The 15,783-nt window shown below is 68.4% G+C and carries 18 protein-coding genes; 9 read left to right on the top strand and 9 right to left on the bottom strand.

The window, feature by feature from the left end; genetic code table 11:
- Positions 1-72: 72 nt before the first annotated feature.
- Together ligA and A5759_RS13180 are read left to right on the top strand one after the other, a co-directional pair.
- Positions 73-2,157 (top strand): NAD-dependent DNA ligase LigA, encoded by a 2,085-nt coding sequence (gene ligA / locus A5759_RS13185; RefSeq protein WP_156616911.1) that lies wholly within the window; start codon positions 73-75, stop codon positions 2,155-2,157.
- A 79-nt stretch (positions 2,158-2,236) separates the two neighbouring features.
- Complete coding sequence (locus tag A5759_RS13180) at positions 2,237-2,491, top strand: hypothetical protein (protein ID WP_064416829.1); 255 nt, start codon at positions 2,237-2,239, stop codon at positions 2,489-2,491.
- Positions 2,492-2,495: 4 nt separating this feature from the next.
- Here the strand turns inward: A5759_RS13180 and A5759_RS13175 are convergent, their stop codons facing one another.
- The 6 genes from A5759_RS13175 to A5759_RS13150 form a co-directional block, all read right to left on the bottom strand.
- Positions 2,496-4,073, bottom strand: coding sequence for a polyamine aminopropyltransferase (locus A5759_RS13175; RefSeq protein WP_068198198.1), 1,578 nt, complete (start codon positions 4,071-4,073; stop codon positions 2,496-2,498).
- Positions 4,070-4,525 carry a DUF350 domain-containing protein gene (locus tag A5759_RS13170; protein WP_068198197.1) on the bottom strand — a complete coding sequence of 152 codons (456 nt, stop codon included), beginning with the start codon at positions 4,523-4,525 and terminating at the stop codon, positions 4,070-4,072. The genes A5759_RS13175 and A5759_RS13170 overlap by 4 nt, the downstream gene beginning before the upstream one ends.
- Positions 4,526-4,560: 35 nt before the next feature.
- A complete protein-coding gene (locus tag A5759_RS13165; protein WP_068198368.1) occupies positions 4,561-4,995 on the bottom strand; it encodes a DUF4247 domain-containing protein in 435 nt (144 codons plus the stop codon).
- Positions 4,992-5,495, bottom strand: coding sequence for a DUF2617 family protein (locus A5759_RS13160; RefSeq protein WP_068198195.1), 504 nt, complete (start codon positions 5,493-5,495; stop codon positions 4,992-4,994). The genes A5759_RS13165 and A5759_RS13160 overlap by 4 nt, the downstream gene beginning before the upstream one ends.
- 6 nt (positions 5,496-5,501) lie before the next feature.
- The gene (locus A5759_RS13155; RefSeq protein ID WP_068198192.1) at positions 5,502-6,119 is read right to left on the bottom strand and encodes a DUF4178 domain-containing protein; all 618 of its coding nucleotides are present in this window, start codon (positions 6,117-6,119) and stop codon (positions 5,502-5,504) included.
- 79 nt (positions 6,120-6,198) lie between these two features.
- Positions 6,199-6,855: an amino acid-binding protein gene (locus tag A5759_RS13150; protein ID WP_068198365.1), complete on the bottom strand. Its 657-nt coding sequence runs from the start codon at positions 6,853-6,855 to the stop codon at positions 6,199-6,201.
- A gap of 80 nt (positions 6,856-6,935) precedes the next feature.
- On the opposite strand from A5759_RS13150, the gene gatC reads away from it, so the two are divergent.
- The 4 genes from gatC to gatB all read left to right on the top strand — a co-directional run bounded on the left by gatC (position 6,936) and on the right by gatB (position 11,349).
- On the top strand, positions 6,936-7,235 hold the full coding sequence (gene gatC, locus A5759_RS13145; protein ID WP_068198190.1) for an Asp-tRNA(Asn)/Glu-tRNA(Gln) amidotransferase subunit GatC: 300 nt from the start codon (positions 6,936-6,938) through the stop codon (positions 7,233-7,235).
- 14 nt (positions 7,236-7,249) lie between these two features.
- Complete coding sequence (gene gatA, locus A5759_RS13140; protein WP_082962099.1) at positions 7,250-8,713, top strand: Asp-tRNA(Asn)/Glu-tRNA(Gln) amidotransferase subunit GatA; 1,464 nt, start codon at positions 7,250-7,252, stop codon at positions 8,711-8,713.
- A gap of 78 nt (positions 8,714-8,791) precedes the next feature.
- Complete coding sequence (locus A5759_RS13135) at positions 8,792-9,823, top strand: ATP-dependent 6-phosphofructokinase (RefSeq protein WP_068198184.1); 1,032 nt, start codon at positions 8,792-8,794, stop codon at positions 9,821-9,823.
- Between the two features lie 23 nt (positions 9,824-9,846).
- Positions 9,847-11,349 (top strand): Asp-tRNA(Asn)/Glu-tRNA(Gln) amidotransferase subunit GatB, encoded by a 1,503-nt coding sequence (gene gatB / locus A5759_RS13130; protein ID WP_068198181.1) that lies wholly within the window; start codon positions 9,847-9,849, stop codon positions 11,347-11,349.
- 75 nt (positions 11,350-11,424) lie between these two features.
- Here the strand turns inward: gatB and A5759_RS13125 are convergent, their stop codons facing one another.
- Positions 11,425-12,030, bottom strand: coding sequence for a TetR/AcrR family transcriptional regulator (locus tag A5759_RS13125; protein WP_068198179.1), 606 nt, complete (start codon positions 12,028-12,030; stop codon positions 11,425-11,427).
- Positions 12,031-12,131: 101 nt separating this feature from the next.
- On the opposite strand from A5759_RS13125, the gene A5759_RS13120 reads away from it, so the two are divergent.
- Both A5759_RS13120 and sugE read left to right on the top strand, forming a co-directional pair.
- Complete coding sequence (locus tag A5759_RS13120) at positions 12,132-12,872, top strand: SDR family NAD(P)-dependent oxidoreductase (protein WP_068198361.1); 741 nt, start codon at positions 12,132-12,134, stop codon at positions 12,870-12,872.
- A 6-nt stretch (positions 12,873-12,878) separates the two neighbouring features.
- Positions 12,879-13,196, top strand: a complete 318-nt coding sequence (gene sugE, locus A5759_RS13115) for a quaternary ammonium compound efflux SMR transporter SugE (RefSeq protein WP_066845005.1) — start codon at positions 12,879-12,881, stop codon at positions 13,194-13,196.
- A 21-nt stretch (positions 13,197-13,217) separates the two neighbouring features.
- Here the strand turns inward: sugE and A5759_RS13110 are convergent, their stop codons facing one another.
- Positions 13,218-14,339: a PQQ-dependent sugar dehydrogenase gene (locus tag A5759_RS13110; protein ID WP_068198360.1), complete on the bottom strand. Its 1,122-nt coding sequence runs from the start codon at positions 14,337-14,339 to the stop codon at positions 13,218-13,220.
- Between the two features lie 139 nt (positions 14,340-14,478).
- Between A5759_RS13110 and A5759_RS13105 the strand changes: the two genes are divergently transcribed.
- The gene (locus A5759_RS13105; RefSeq protein ID WP_066845163.1) at positions 14,479-15,306 is read left to right on the top strand and encodes a DoxX family protein; all 828 of its coding nucleotides are present in this window, start codon (positions 14,479-14,481) and stop codon (positions 15,304-15,306) included.
- Here A5759_RS13105 and A5759_RS13100 read toward each other — a convergent pair.
- Positions 15,303-15,650, bottom strand: a complete 348-nt coding sequence (locus A5759_RS13100) for a PH domain-containing protein (protein ID WP_082962098.1) — start codon at positions 15,648-15,650, stop codon at positions 15,303-15,305. The genes A5759_RS13105 and A5759_RS13100 overlap by 4 nt on opposite strands.
- Positions 15,651-15,783 lie beyond the last annotated feature (133 nt).

The raw sequence follows: 15,783 nt of genomic DNA, 5'->3' as shown, positions 1-15,783 counted from the left end.
GGGTAACGGTGCGGTGCTGTCGGGCCGCTCGGTTAGCCTGCGAAGGTGACCTCCAAGGGTGCGGAAGACGCGCTGGCCGCACAGGCCGGAGACGCCCCCGACGCCGACGTGCGTCGTCGCTGGCAAGAGCTCGCCGACGAGGTGCGTGAGCACCAGTTCCGCTACTACGTGCGGGACTCGCCGATCATCACCGACGCCGAGTTCGACACGCTGCTGCGCGAACTGCAGGCACTCGAGGACGACCACCCGGAACTGCGGACCCCGGACTCGCCGACGCAGTTGGTCGGAGGGGCCGGCTTCTCCACCGACTTCGCCTCCGCCGAACACCTCGAGCGGATGTTGAGCCTGGACAACGTGTTCACGCCCGACGAGCTCGCCGCATGGGTCGGCCGGCTCAAAAGTGAGCTCGGCCCGAACGTGCTGCAGGAGGCGAACTTCCTGTGCGAACTCAAGATCGACGGCGTGGCGCTGGCCCTGGTGTACCGCGAGGGCCGGCTGGAGCGCGCGGCAACCCGCGGTGACGGCCGCACCGGTGAGGACGTCACGCTGAACGCCCGCACCATCGACGATGTGCCCGAAAAGCTCACGCAGAGCGATGAATTCCCGCTGCCGAAGGTTCTCGAGGTACGCGGAGAGGTGTTCTTCCGGGTGGCCGACTTCGAGGAACTCAATGCCGGCCTGGTCGCGGACGGTAAGCCACCGTTCGCCAATCCACGCAACAGCGCCGCGGGTTCGCTCCGGCAGAAGAACCCCGCCGTCACCGCGCGCCGCAAGCTGCGGATGATCTGTCACGGCGTGGGCCATGCCGAGGGTTACCGGCCCAAGACCCTGCACGACGCCTATCGCGCCCTGGCCGCCTGGGGGCTGCGGGTCTCCGAGCACACCGCCCAGGTGACGGGAATCGACGCGGTCACCGAACGCATCGCCTACTGGGGCGAACACCGCCACGACGTCGCACACGAAATCGACGGTGTCGTGGTCAAAGTCGACGACGTCTCGTTGCAGCGCAGGCTCGGTTCCACATCGCGGGCGCCGCGCTGGGCCGTCGCCTACAAGTTCCCGCCCGAGGAGGCGCAGACCAAGCTGCTCGACATCAGGGTCAACGTCGGGCGCACCGGCCGGGTCACGCCGTTCGCGTGGATGGAACCGGTCAAGGTGGCCGGCTCGACGGTCAGCCAGGCCACGCTGCACAACGCCTCGGAGGTCAAGCGCAAAGGTGTGCTCATCGGCGACACGGTGGTCATTCGCAAGGCCGGTGACGTGATCCCCGAGGTGCTCGGCCCGGTCGTCGATCTGCGCGACGGCTCCGAACGCGAGTTCGTGATGCCGACCCACTGCCCCGAGTGCGGGACCAAGCTCGCGCCGGCCAAGGAGGGTGACGCCGACATCCGCTGCCCCAACACCCGGTCCTGTCCGGCGCAGTTGCGCGAGCGCGTGTTTCACGTCGCCGGCCGCGGCGCGTTCGACATCGAGGGTCTGGGCTATGAGGCGGGCACCGCTCTGCTGCAGGCCGGCGTCATCACCGACGAGGGCGACCTGTTCACGCTGACCGAAGAGGACCTGCTGCGCACCGACCTGTTCACCACCAAGAACGGACAGCTATCGGCGAACGGTAAACGCCTGCTGGCCAACCTGGACAAGGCGAAATCCCAACCGCTGTGGCGGGTGCTCGTCGCGTTGTCGATCCGGCACGTCGGGCCGACGGCGGCGCGCGCACTGGCCACCGAGTACGGCAGCCTCGACGCCGTCATGGCGGCTTCGGAGGAGGAGCTGTCGGTTGTCGAAGGCGTGGGCCCGACGATCGCGGCCGCGGTGACCGAGTGGTTCACCGTCGACTGGCACCGGGCGATCGTGGACAAATGGCGTGCCGCGGGCGTGCGGATGGCCGACGAACGCGACGCGAGCATCGAACGGACCTTGGAGGGGTTGTCGATCGTGGTCACCGGGTCGTTGGCCGGTTTCTCACGTGACGAGGCCAAGGAGGCGATCGTCGCCCGCGGTGGCAAGGCGGCCGGCTCCGTGTCGAAGAAAACGGCGTACGTGGTCGCCGGTGATTCGCCGGGTTCGAAGTACGACAAGGCCGTCGAGTTGGGCGTGCCGATCCTCGACGAGGACGGGTTCGCCCGGTTGTTGCAGAACGGGCCCGACGGCGTCTGAGTCGCTGCTTGTGACTACGGCTGCGTTTGTCGGCCCCGCTCACCGGGCACTCGACTGGGCGAATCGACAAGGAGTTGTGATGGCGATCTGCGATACCTGTGGCAACGACTACGACAAGGCGTTCACCGTGACGTGGCCCGACGGCCGCAGCGCGACGTTCGACAGCGTCGAGTGCGCGGCGGTCCAACTGGCTCCGGAGTGTGCCCACTGCGGGTGCCGAATCCTCGGTCACGGCATCGAGACAGAAGAAGCGATCTTCTGTTGCGCGCACTGTGCCCGCAAGGACACCAACGCCGACGTCAACGACCGCTGGCCGGTGCCTGCGGGCGGCTGACGGGTCAGCGGTATCCACGCCGCACGTCGTCGACGACGCGCGGGTGGTCGAGCGTCGAGGGCTCCAACGACTGGGGCCGGATGTCGCCGCCGAACACGGTGGCGGCATCCAGCGTCCGCTGGTCGAGGTAGCGCAGCGGCGGGGCGTCGGCCGGGATCGTCGGCTTCGGCGCCGTCGGGCCCCGGCGCGCCAGGACGAATCCCCAGTCGCCGAATGTCGGCACGTGCACGTGATACGGGGTCACCGAGTAGCCGGCGGCACGGATCGTCGACACCGTGCGCCAGAACGCGGCCGGGGTCGAGAAGGGACTGCCCGCCTGCACGGCCAGCAGACCGTCCGGCGCCAGAACGCGGCCGATCAAGGCGTAGAACTCCACCGAATACAACCGTCCCAACGCCGGGTTGTCCGGGTCGGGCAGGTCGGCGATCACCGCGCCGAAGCCGCCGGACTCGACGTTTCCGGGGGCCGCACGCAGCCATGTCATCGCGTCGTCGATGACCACCTGCACCCGCGGATCGTCCAGGGCGCCGGCGTTCGCGTCACGCAACGTAGTACGCCCGACCTCGACCACAGCGGGGTCCAACTCCACCTGCACGATTGTCTCGATGTCCTCGTCTCGCAACACTTCACGTGCCACCAGGCCGTCACCGCCACCGAGGATCAACACCGAGCGAGGGTCGCCACCGAGTGCGGGGTAGACCAGGCTCTCGGTGTAGCGGTACTCGTCGCGAGTCGAAAACTGCAGTCCGCCATCGAGATACAGCCGAACGTCGTCACCGCGCCGGGTGACGACGATCTCCTGGTACGCCGACTGCTCGTGGGCGATGATCGGATCGGCGTAGAGGCGCTGGCGGGTCGAGGTCTGAATGCCGTCGGCGCGCACCAGAAGCGTGACAAGCAGCGCCAGCGCGGCCGCCAGCACCGTCAGCGACACCGCCAGTTCGCGCGTAGTGACGATGCGTCGCAGCAGGAGCACCGCCACGACGGCCGCCGCGACGAGGTTGACGATCCCGGTGGCGGCGGCGCCCCGGATCATGCCCAGCTGCGGCAGTAGGAGAAACGGCCAGACCAACCCGCCGATCAGCGCGCCGAGGTAGTCGGCGGCGTTCAGGTTGGCCAGTACCCGACCGGTATCGGCGGCGCCCGCGGTGCGTCCACGCTGCAGCAGGGTCATCAGCAACGGCACCTCGGCGCCGACAAGGCAGCCGATCACGGCGGTGCCGATCGCGAGCACCCACAGCGAGCCGCCAACGAAAGCGAACGCGACGTACAGTGCGGCCGCGGACAACCCGCCGACGATCGCCAGCGTCGTCTCGACGGCGATGAACGTGACAGCGGCACGGTGCAGCAACGGCTTCACCAGCAGCGCACCGACTCCCAACGCGGCGACGTAGCCCGCGACGATCAGTGACATCGCCACGATGCCCCCGCCGTGCAGGCTGGTCGACAGGGTCAGCAGCGCCAGTTCGTAGATGATGCCGCACGCCGCGCACGCCGCCACGGCCGCGAACAACACCGCGCGCCACCGCCGGACCGATCCGGCCAGCCGCGGTGCGGGTGCGTCGTGTTCGGTCGCCGTCATGACAGCGCGGCGGCGTTCACCCCTCCCACGGCGAGCAGCGTCACGGCGGTCGCGATGGCGGCCGGGTGCAGCCGCTCCTCGGTGATCAGGTCTCGGAAACGCCCGGGCACCACCACTTCCAGCACGATCAGCGCCAGTCCTTGCAGCACAACGCCGACGAGGCCGTACACCGCCGCGTCGACGAGCCCCTGGCCCAGTTCGTTGGAACTGGCCACGATCGCCGAGATCACCACGATGGCCAGGGCTGCATACATTCCCGATGCGACCGCGACGGCGTTGGGCCGCCGCTCGACGAACACCAACCGACGCAGGTTCCCCGGGGTCAGCAAGTCGGCCATGGCGAATCCGGCTGCCAGGACGCCGACACCCACCAGGAAGTACAGGATCGCTGCGACCACATTCTGGGCGAGGCTCTCGCCGCTGATGCTGCCGAATTCGACCGCCAGATCCATGGTTTCTCCTTACCTGATTGGCTCTGGTGCGCGCGTCATTTCGTTCCACCCGGGCCGCCGGAGCTACCGCCCGCGCCCCCCGCCGGTGCACCGGGGAAGAACCCGGGCCCGAGGAAGATGAAGGCGCCCCCGCTGTATCTGCTGCCGCGAACGTCCTCGACCCGGATCGTGCATGGTCGGTTGCCGTCGGGCCCGATGATCACGATGTCGTCGTCATATCGCAGGTACTCGATGCCGCGATCGGTGGCCCGCGCCTCGGGAGCCCGATAGTCGGCAAGACGGTCGGCCACGTCGCTGGGCGACCCGCTGCACTCGTAGCTGCTGGCCTCCGAACCGTGCGAGTACGCGGCGTAGTTCTCAGCCACATATGTACGAATGTCGCGGTTCTGCAACGAGATCCCGAGAACCAGGCATGCGATCCCCGCCACGGCCAGCCCGCCGGCCAGCCAGAACATCGCGGTTCTGCTCACGGTCGCCACCGACTGCGGGTGTAGACGACGGTGCCGCCCGCGGCTCGGTCGGGGTACAGATGCCATGTCCGCCAGCGCCATCCGGACCCGTCCGGTTCGGCGGCCAGCGCGGTCAGTGCGGCGTCGTCACCCGGGAACGCACCACCCAGCCAGCCACGCTCGCGCTCACAACTGACCCGCAGCATCTGCGCGAGCCTGCGAAACTCCGCCTCGCCACACGCTTCCGTCCGGGACTCGATCCGGTATCCGGGCGCTTCGGCGCGGCCCGGAAGCTCGGCATCCGTGCGCGCCGTACACGAAACCTCTTCGGAGAAGGTGTGTTCGGATTGCTCGACGGTGACCACGTGCGACGCGCCGAGCACGCCGAGCACCAACGCGCCGTCGGCGGGATGGGTCAGCGAGCACGCCGCCAGCGGCGTCGGCACGCACGCATTCAAGGCCAGCCGAAGTCCCCTGCCGGACACGTCAGCCGGAGTCACAACCAGTCGGTGAAAGGGCACGGTTTCCTATTCGCTGGGCGGCGGCGCGGGGTAGACCGTCAGCTCGCCGGCTCGCACGGGCTTGCCGGTCGACACTTCCCACGGCATGTCGGAAGCCCAGCGTTCGAACCCGAGAAGCGATGTCTCGTCGGCGTTCGCGTAGTCGACGAACTCCATCTCCCCACCCGCGGGCAGTCCGGTGGTGCCCTCGGTGGTGAACGACGCGCTGCCGCGTTCGGTCTCGCGATAGGCGATTCCGTCGACGGCGAGTTCGCCGCCCGGCTGCAGTGCCGCATCCTTGCGTCGTGTCCACATCACCAACTCGAGTCGGCCCTCGTCCTCCTCGACGCTGAACCACAGCGGCTCCGAATCGGAATCACCTTCCAGCAGATGCTCCCACCAGACGAACGGGCCTTGGCGCAACGTCACCGAGCCGCGGACCACGTAGTCGATGCCGCCGTGGGAGACGATCGCGCCGGGTCCGAGTTGGCGCGGGCCGAACTGCGGCATGGTGGCGGCGAACTTGAGCGGATCTTCCCGCGTGGTCGGGGTCTTCGGCGTCTTCGGCCGCTGAAGTGCCTTCACCAGCACGACGATCGCCGCGATGAGCAGGATGGCGGCCAGCACGATCAGCAGCGTTTCCACGCGAAACCTTCCGGTCGACGTTGAGCGGTGCGGTTGATGGGATTGCGGCCAACCGTAACAGCCGCCCGACCGCGTGAACTCAGCGCAGAATCGTGGCGACGATGCCCGCCAAGTAACCCAATCTGGCGACCTCGGATGGCCGGAACTGCGGCCCGCCGGGGCGGCCCAGCACCACCGCGGTGCGCGGATCGCCGAGCGGGGCGGCGGCCAGGGTGGTCGCCATATCGCGCCAGACCTGGGGCACCCACGCGGCGTCGCCGTCGAGGGCCTCGGCCCGGTTGAGTGGTAGCCACGGGATTTCTGCCGCCTGCGTCTCGGGGGCGCCCGGGCTGCCGACGACACGTTGCGGCCCGCCGTCGGTCAGGTGCATCACGGTGGCCCAACCCACCCGCAGCACCCGAGGCGCTTCGTCGGCCAGGACCTGCAACTTGTCCTTGCGGTGCGCCGCCGCGATGTGGTCGATGAGCTCGAGTTCGCGATGCGCCTCGAGCAGGCCGGTGTGCGGCCGGACCGAGTCGACGTGGACACCCTTGATCTGTTCGGCGGCGGTGATCAGCATGTCCGGCATGGCGCCGGCGGGCAGTTCGACCACGAGATCGTCGACGGCGTAGCCGGCCGAACGTTCCACCACGTCGAGCGACAGAATGTCGGCGCCCACCGACCCGAGCGCCACGGCAAGGGAGCCGAGGCTGCCGGGCCGGTCCTCTAACTGGACCCGCAGCAGGTACGTAGGCACGCGCAACACTTTTGCACAGCGCGAGGGCGCGGGCATTCCGGCCTCGGCGGCCGCAACGGCGATGACTAGGCTTGCTTGTCGTGTCGCAGATCTCCCGAGACGAGGTAGCCCATCTGGCGCGTCTGGCCCGCCTCGCCCTGACCGAAGACGAGCTGGACAGCTATTCCGGCCAGTTGGACGCCATCCTCGGTCACGTCAGCCAAATCCAGTCCGTCGACGTCGAAGGGGTCAAACCGACCGGGAACCCGCTCACCGACGTCAACGTGTTCCGGCCCGACACCGTCGAGCCGTGCCTGACGCAGGAGGAGGCGCTGGCCCAGGCGCCCAAGGCGGCCGAGGGCCGGTTTGCGGTGCCGCGGATCCTGGGGGAGGCGCAGTGAGCGATCTCACCCGGATGGACGCCGCGACGCTCGGAGAAAAGATCGCCGCAAAAGAGGTGTCGTCGACGGAGGTCACCCAGGCACACCTGGACCAGATCGCCGCGACCGACGACCGCTACCACGCGTTCCTGCACGTCGCGGAGGAGCGTGCGCTGGAGGCCGCCGCGCGCGTCGATGCGGCCGTCGCGGCCGGCGAGGATCTGCCCTCGCCGCTGGCCGGGGTCCCGGTGGCGCTCAAGGACGTCTTCACCACCACCGACATGCCCACGACCTGCGGATCGAAGATCCTCGAGGGTTGGACGTCGCCCTATGACGCGACCGTCACCATGCTGCTGCGTGCTGCCGGCCTGCCGATCCTCGGCAAGACCAACATGGACGAGTTCGCGATGGGGTCGTCCACGGAGAACTCCGCGTACGGGCCGACGCGCAATCCGTGGGACGTCGAGCGCGTGCCCGGCGGCTCCGGAGGGGGAAGCGCCGCAGCGCTGGCGGCGTTCCAGGCGCCATTGGCAATCGGCACCGACACCGGTGGTTCGATCCGCCAGCCCGCCGCGCTGACTGCGACGGTCGGCGTCAAACCGACCTACGGAACCGTGTCGCGCTACGGGCTGGTCGCCTGCGCGTCCTCACTCGACCAGGGCGGCCCGTGCGCGCGCACCGTCCTTGACACCGCACTGCTGCACCAGGTGATCGCCGGGCACGACGCGAAGGACTCCACGTCGGTCCACGCCGCGGTGCCCGACGTCGTCAGCGCCGCACGGACCGGAGCGGCCGGCGACCTGGCGGGCGTGCGGATCGGAGTGGTCAAGCAGTTGCGTGGCGACGGCTACCAGCCCGGTGTGCTGGAGTCGTTCAACGCCGCCGTCGAACAGCTGACCGCGCTGGGCGCCGAGGTCAGCGAGGTGGACTGCCCGCACTTCGACTACTCGCTGCCGGCCTACTACCTGATCCTTCCATCTGAGGTCTCGAGCAACCTCGCGCGCTTCGACGCGATGCGCTTCGGGATGCGCGTCGGTGACGACGGCACGCACAGCGCCGAGGAAGTCATGGCGTTGACTCGTGCCGCCGGCTTCGGACCGGAAGTCAAGCGTCGCATCATGATTGGCACCTACGCGCTGTCGGCGGGGTACTACGACGCGTATTACAACCAGGCGCAGAAGGTGCGCACGCTGATCGCGCGCGATCTCGACGAGGCATACGAGAAGGTCGACGTGTTGATCTCGCCGACGACGCCGACGACGGCATTCCCGTTGGGGGAGAAGGTCGACGACCCGCTGGCGATGTACCTGTTCGACCTGTGCACGCTGCCGTTGAACCTGGCGGGCCACTGCGGAATGTCGGTGCCTTCGGCGCTGTCACCCGACGACAGGCTGCCCGTCGGACTGCAGATCATGGCGCCCGCGCTGGCCGACGACCGGTTGTACCGCGTCGGCGCGGCCTACGAGGCGGCACGCGGGCCGCTGTCGACGGCGGATTAGGGGCCGCGAGCGCACGTTTGTTGGACGCAAACGCCGACAGAGGGCGCAAACATCCGCGCGCTCGGGGAGGATGTAGCCATGCGGATCGGAGTGCTGACCGGTGGCGGTGACTGTCCCGGACTGAACGCGGTCATTCGGGCCGTGGTGCGCACGTGCGACGTGCGCTACGGCTCGTCGGTCGTCGGATTCCAGGACGGCTGGCGCGGCCTGCTGGAGAACCGTCGCGTCCAACTGGCCAACGACGACCGCAACGACCGGTTGCTGGCCAAGGGCGGCACGATGCTCGGTACCGCCCGCGTGCATCCGGAAAAGCTGCGCGCCGGGCTCGACCAGATCAAGCAGACGCTCGACGACAACGGCATCGACGTTCTGATCCCGATCGGCGGCGAGGGCACGCTGACCGCCGCGCACTGGCTCTCCGAGGAGAACGTTCCCGTCGTCGGCGTGCCGAAGACCATCGACAACGACATCGACTGCACCGATGTCACATTCGGACATGACACTGCGCTCGGGGTGGCCAGCGAGGCCATCGACCGGTTGCACAGCACCGCGGAATCACACCAGCGCGTGATGCTCGTCGAGGTGATGGGACGCCACGCGGGGTGGATCGCGTTGAATGCAGGGTTGGCGTCCGGTGCGCACATGACGCTGATCCCCGAACAGCCCTTCGACGTCGAAGAGGTCTGCCGACTGATCAAACAGCGCTTCGTGCGCGGTGATTCGCACTTCATCTGCGTGGTGGCAGAAGGGGCGAAGCCGGCCGAGGGGTCGATGCAGCTGCGGCAGGGCGGAGTCGACGAGTTCGGCCACGAACGTTTCACCGGCGTCGCGCAGCAGCTCGCCTTCGAGGTGGAAAAGCGGATCAACAAAGAGGTGCGGGTCACGGTGCTGGGTCATGTGCAGCGCGGCGGCACGCCGACGCCCTTCGACCGCGTGCTGGCCACGCGCTTCGGCGTCAACGCCGCCGACGCCGCGCACGCGGGCGAGTACGGGATGATGGTGTCGCTGCGCGGCCAGGAGATCGGCCGCGTCTCGCTCGCCGACGCCACCCGCCAGCTGAAGCTCGTCCCGCAGAGCCGGTACGACGACGCCGCGGAGTTCTTCGGCTGAGCCCGCTTACTAGGATCGGGGTCATGACTGCTGCGACCGCCGACCTGCTGGACTACGACGACGTCGTCGCGCGCTACGAGCCCGTGCTCGGTTTGGAAGTCCACGTCGAACTGTCCACCGCCACCAAGATGTTCTGCGGTTGCGCCAACAAGTTCGGCGCCGAACCCAACACTCAGGTGTGCCCCGTCTGCCTGGGACTGCCCGGGTCGCTGCCCGTGCTCAACGAGAAGGCCGTCGAGTCCGCGATCCGGATCGGGCTCGCGCTGAACTGCGAGATCGTGCCGTGGTGCCGGTTCGCCCGCAAGAACTACTTCTATCCGGACATGCCGAAGAACTACCAGATCAGCCAGTACGACGAGCCGATCGCGATCAACGGTTACCTCGACGTGCCGCTCGACGACGGTTCGACCTGGCGGGTCGACATCGAGCGCGCCCATATGGAGGAGGACACCGGCAAGCTGACCCACCTCGGCAGCGAGACGGGCCGCATCGAAGGCGCCACGACCTCGCTGATCGACTACAACCGTTCCGGTGTGCCGCTGATCGAGATCGTCACCAAGCCGGTCGAAGGCGCCGGCGAGCGCGCCCCCGAGATCGCCCGTGCCTACGTGACGGCGCTGCGGGATCTGCTGCGCGGCCTCGGCGTCTCCGATGTTCGCATGGACCAGGGTTCGATGCGCTGTGACTCCAACGTCTCGCTCAAACCCAAGGGGCAGAAGGAGTTCGGCACCCGAACCGAAACCAAGAACGTCAACTCGCTCAAGAGCGTCGAGGTCGCCGTCCGCTACGAGATGCGCCGCCAGGCAGCGGTTCTCGAGTCGGGCGGTCGAATCACCCAGGAGACCAGGCACTTTCACGAAGACGGGTACACCTCACCGGGACGCAGCAAGGAAACCGCCGAGGATTACCGGTATTTCCCCGAGCCCGACCTCGAGCCGGTGGCACCCGATGCGGAGTGGATCGAGCGGTTGCGGGCGACGATTCCCGAGCTTCCGTGGCTGTCCCGCAAGCGGATTCAGGACGATTGGGGAATTTCCGACGAGGTGATGCGCGACCTCGTCAACATCGGTGCGCTCGACCTGATCGCCGCCACCGTCGAACAGGGCGCATCCAGCGACGCGGCCCGCGCGTGGTGGGGAAACTTTCTGGTGCAGAAGGCCAACGAAGCCGGTGTGGAGCTGGACGCACTCGCGATCACGCCCGCGCAGGTGGCCGCGGTCGTCAAGCTCGTCGACGACGGCAAGCTGTCCAACAAGCTCGCCCGGCAGGTGGTCGAGGGCGTGTTGGCCGGCGAGGGCGAACCCGAGCAGGTGATGAAGGGTCGTGGGCTGGAGGTTGTGCGCGACGATTCGGCGTTGCAGGCCGCCGTCGACGAGGCGCTGGCGGCCAATCCCGGCATCGTCGAGAAGATTCGGGGCGGCAAGGTGCAGGCCGCGGGCGCGATCGTCGGCGCCGTGATGAAGGCCACCAAGGGACAGGCCGACGCGGCACGGGTGCGCGAGCTGGTTTTGGCGGCCTGCAGCTAGCACCGAAACTGCACACAGGGTCGTGCGCGAAGCTCGACCACGGCCCTGGCTGCATTCTGGAAGCATGGCGGCGTGTCAGGACCCGGTCAGGCCCTCCCAAGCTGCGATGGCCGCTTCGGCGATCGCCGATAACTTCTTTCGGTCCGCGCCGTCGCGGGCTTGTATCGCCATCCCATGGTTCACGGTGTTGTAGAACGCGGCGATGGTCGCGGCGTCGGCTCCGGCCGGGACGTCGCCGTCGGCGATCCCCCGGTCGACCCGGGTGCGGAAGGCGTCCTCGGTGGCGACGCGCCACTCGGCGAGGTGTTCGTGCACTGAACGAGTGCGTTCGGTGCAGGTGGTGGCGGCGAGCACGATCATGCAGCCGCGGGGTTTGTCCGGATCGCAGAACACCTCGGCGTGGTGGCGCAGCACCGCGGCGATGGCCTCACGTGCGGTGGGCCGATCGCGCAACTCGGCTGCCGCGGTGGCGCCCAGCGTCTGGTCGTAGCGAGCGACCGCCTCGCGGAACAGCTCCTCCTTGGACCCGAACGCCGCATACAGGCTCGGCGAATTGATGCCCATCGCCGCGGTCAGGTCGCTCATCGACGTGCCCTCGTAACCGTGCTGCCAGAACACCTTCATGGCGCGTTCCAGGGCTTCAGTGCGATCGAAGGTGCGTGGTCGGCCGCGTGACGCCATGCCCTCGCACCCCCTTCTGTATCGAACGGCAAAGAAATCGTTGACAAGTATACGCAGGCCGGATAATTATGTATCGAACGATACATAAAGAGGCGGTCGAGATGTCGGATTTGGAAGGGAAGTCGGCGCTGGTCACGGGCGGCAGCCGGGGGATCGGGGCGGCCATCGCGGCCCGCCTCGCCGAACGGGGTGCGGACGTCGCCATCACCTACGCGCGGTCCAAGGAGCGAGCCGACGAGGTCGTCGACGGGATCGCCGCGCGCGGCAGGCGCGGCCTGGCGATCCGCGCGGACAGTGCCTCCGCCGACGACGTGCCTGCGGCCGTCGAGCAGGCCGGTGCTCAGTTCGGCAAGCTCGACATCCTGGTCAACAACGCGGGCGTCTTTCCCTACGGTCCTATCGAGGCGGTATCGGTCGAGGAGATCGACCGCACACTCGCCATCCACGCCCGTGCGGTGTACCTGGCCAGTCAGGCTGCGGTGCGGCACATGCCCGGCGGCGGCCGGATCATCAGCATCGGAAGCAATCTGGCCGAGCGGGTGCCCTCTGCAGGGGTCACGCTCTACTCGATGAGCAAGGCCGCGCTCATCGGGTTCACCAAAGGCCTTGCGCGCGACCTCGGGGCACGCGACATCACCGTCAACCTCGTGCAGCCCGGCTCGACCGACACCGACATGAACCCCGCCGACGCGGCCGGCGCCGACGAGCAGCGCGCGCTCAGCGCTCTCGGCCGCTACGCCGCCGCCGACGACATCGCCGATTCCGTTGCGTTCCTTGCGGGTCCGGGTGCATCGAACATCACCGGCGCGGTTCTCACCGTCGACGGTGGAACGAATGCGTGACCCGCGATGGCGTGGCTGATCCTGGTTGTCGCGGGGCTGCTCGAGATCGTCTGGGCGATCGCGCTCAAGCAGTCCGAGGGGTTCAGCAGGCTGGGCCCCAGCGTGCTCGGCGTCGGCGCCGCGTTGCTCAGCTTCGTCCTGCTGACCCTGGCACTTCGTCAGTTGCCCGCAGGCACCGGTTATGCGGTCTGGGTGGGCATCGGCGCCGTCGGTGTCGCGGTCGCGGGAGTGTTCCTGCTCGGTGAGCCGGCCAGCGCGGCGCGCGTGGCGTTTCTCGCCGTGATCGTCGTGGGCATCATCGGCCTGCGCATCGTCGAGAGCTGAAGGTCCGTGCCGCGCAGTCGATCAGGTGTTGTCCGCCGGGTTACGCGGGAAGCCGCCGCCCTGCGGGAACAGTGGGAAGACCACGTCGTCGAGTTTTTGGGCATCGCCCGCCGTCTTGTTGATCGTGCCGCCCCAGATGTTGCCGTCGGGCGACATGGCCAATGCCCAGGCGTGGCCGTGCTGGTCCTGGCGCACCACCTCGGGATCGCCGGTCACCGCACCGGTTTCGGGAGCGAGCCGCACGGCGACCGTCTGCTTGGTGTTGACCAGATTGACCAGAACCGACCCGTCGAGAGCGGCGCAGCCCGCCACACCGGGCCGGTCGGGCCAGGTCCACACCGTGGACGTCTTCGAGTCCTTGGTGATGCGCTGCAACCTGTCACCGGATGCGGCGCGGTCGGTGATGTACAGCGACCCGTCCGAGTGGTCCAGGCACATGCCGCCCGCGGCGCCCAGACCCGACAGGGCGGTCGTCGTCGGGGCCTGATCGACCGTGGTGGGCTGCTCGATCCGCAACACCTTTCCGGCCAGCGACCCAGGGTTCGCGGCATCGGCGGCATTGCCCGCGTCGCCGGTCTGCACGAGCAGCGTCGTCGGGCTGGTGAAGATCAACGCGCCGGTGTTGCCGGTGGCGCCCTTCGGGATGCCGGTCAGGATCGGCTTGGGGATGTCGCCGTCGGCGATGCGGATGACGCGGTTGTCGGTGGGGGTGCTGACGTAGGCGTACATCAGCCGGTCCTGTTGATAGGTCGGCGACAGCACGATGTCCAACAGCCCGCCATCACCCGAGCCGTCGACCGGCAGCGTCGTCTTGACCTTGGGCTCGGCCCGCACCGAGACCTCTTTGACCACGCCGGTCGTGCGCTCGGCGACCAGGGCCGACTGGCTGTCGGGCAGCATGATCAGGCCGCTGGTGCTTTCCAGACAACCCTGCATGACGCCGGGCGCCGGGCACTCCTTCGGAAACGGCGTCGGGGGCAGCGGCGGCGGTGGCGGCGGTGACGACGTCGGACCGGGCTCGAGCTGGGGCTCAGTGGTGAACGGTTGCGACTGCAGATCGTCGAATCGCGCACAGCCGGACCCGACGAGCAACGCCGCGCACGCCACGGCGAGCGCACTCCGCATCGGCCGGCGCAGTTTCATGCGAGCCAGGTTACGGATCATTCGGATGTGTTCGCCACGCACACCCGCTGGGACGCGCTCCGAACCGTCGGCGAATTAAGGCCCCTAAAGCACCGCGCCAATACCCGGCTACCGGGTGACAAGCACTTACGCTGGCATGGTGACCAGTCATTCCAATGACCCACGCGCCTGGCAGCGGCCCGACGACGCGGCCGGGCGGCCAGCGTCGGCGAGCCTGGTCGACCCCGAAGACGATCTCCCGTCGGCCAACTACGCCGGCGACTTCGAGACCACCGCGATCCCGCACTACGACTCGAACAGCGGCGCGCCGGTCTCCACCGGTTTCGGACTGCTCAACGATCCCGAGCCGCTGCCGTACGTGCAGCCCGGCGGCAGGCACGCACTCGACTACTCGGCCGATCCGGCGGAGATCGGCCCCGATCCGTTCCGCGCCGCACCGGAGCGCCGCGGCACGCTCGACCTCGGCCTTCTACTGTTGCGCCTCGCAGTCGGTGCCCTGTTCATCGGCCACGGCCTGCAGAAGGCGTTCGGGCTGTGGGGCGGGCCCGGGCTGGGCGGATGGGAAGCCCAGCTGTCCGATATGGGCTTCCGCTATGCCGACATCCTGGCCTACGTCGGCGCCTTCGGGCAGATCGCCGCGGGCGTGCTGCTCATCCTGGGTCTCTTCACCCCGGTGGCCGCCGCCGGCGCGCTGGCGTACCTGGTGACCGGCGTACTGGCCGAGGCGATGGTCGCCCACGAGGAGGCGCGCCTGTCGGACTTCCTCACCGACGGACACGAGTACAACGTGTTTCTGACCTGCGCGGTGGCCGCGCTGGTGTTGACGGGCCCCGGCCGGTACGGATTCGACGCCGGACGCGGTTGGGCACGCCGGCCCTTCCTCGGATCGCTCGGCGCGCTGGTGCTCGGCGCGGGCGCCGGTGTGGCGATCTGGGTGCTGCTCAACGGCGGCAACCCGTTCGCTTAATCCTTCGCGTACGGATTGGGCACACGCCCCTCGCTGGCCTCGGCCAACAGCGGCAACGTCGCGAACGTCACCGCGGGCAACCGCAGGTCTCTGCCGTCCTTCAAATGGGCGTAAGCCGACGACCCCTTGCCGAAGCGCAGGCCGTCGATGTCGCCCCAGCCGACGGTCTCGCTGCCCAACAGCGTGCGCGCGGTCACCTGATCGCGGTCGGCGACGGTGCGGTAGCGCGCGACGAACACCGACAACACGATCGGAATGATCAACAGGGCCGCCACCCAGGTGAGGCCCGCCAGAACCAGCGAAAGCATGCTGAACGCCAGAAAGGCGACGGCGAAATGCGCCATGGGAGAGATCCGGATGACGACGGGAGCGGGAGCGGCGTTCGAACTCACCCCGCCATCTTCGCACCGTGCCGCAATTTGACCTGTGACCAGTGCAGAGGCTACCGTCGACGGTTATGCAGGCCCAGGGGTTGCT

The organism is Mycobacterium sp. 852014-52144_SCH5372336, from assembly GCF_001665615.1.
In the GTDB taxonomy this organism is placed as follows: Bacteria; Actinomycetota; Actinomycetes; order Mycobacteriales; family Mycobacteriaceae; genus Mycobacterium; species Mycobacterium neumannii_A.
The sequence above is the reverse complement of the archived record's forward strand: the minus strand, read 5'-3'. Positions and strand labels throughout refer to the sequence as shown.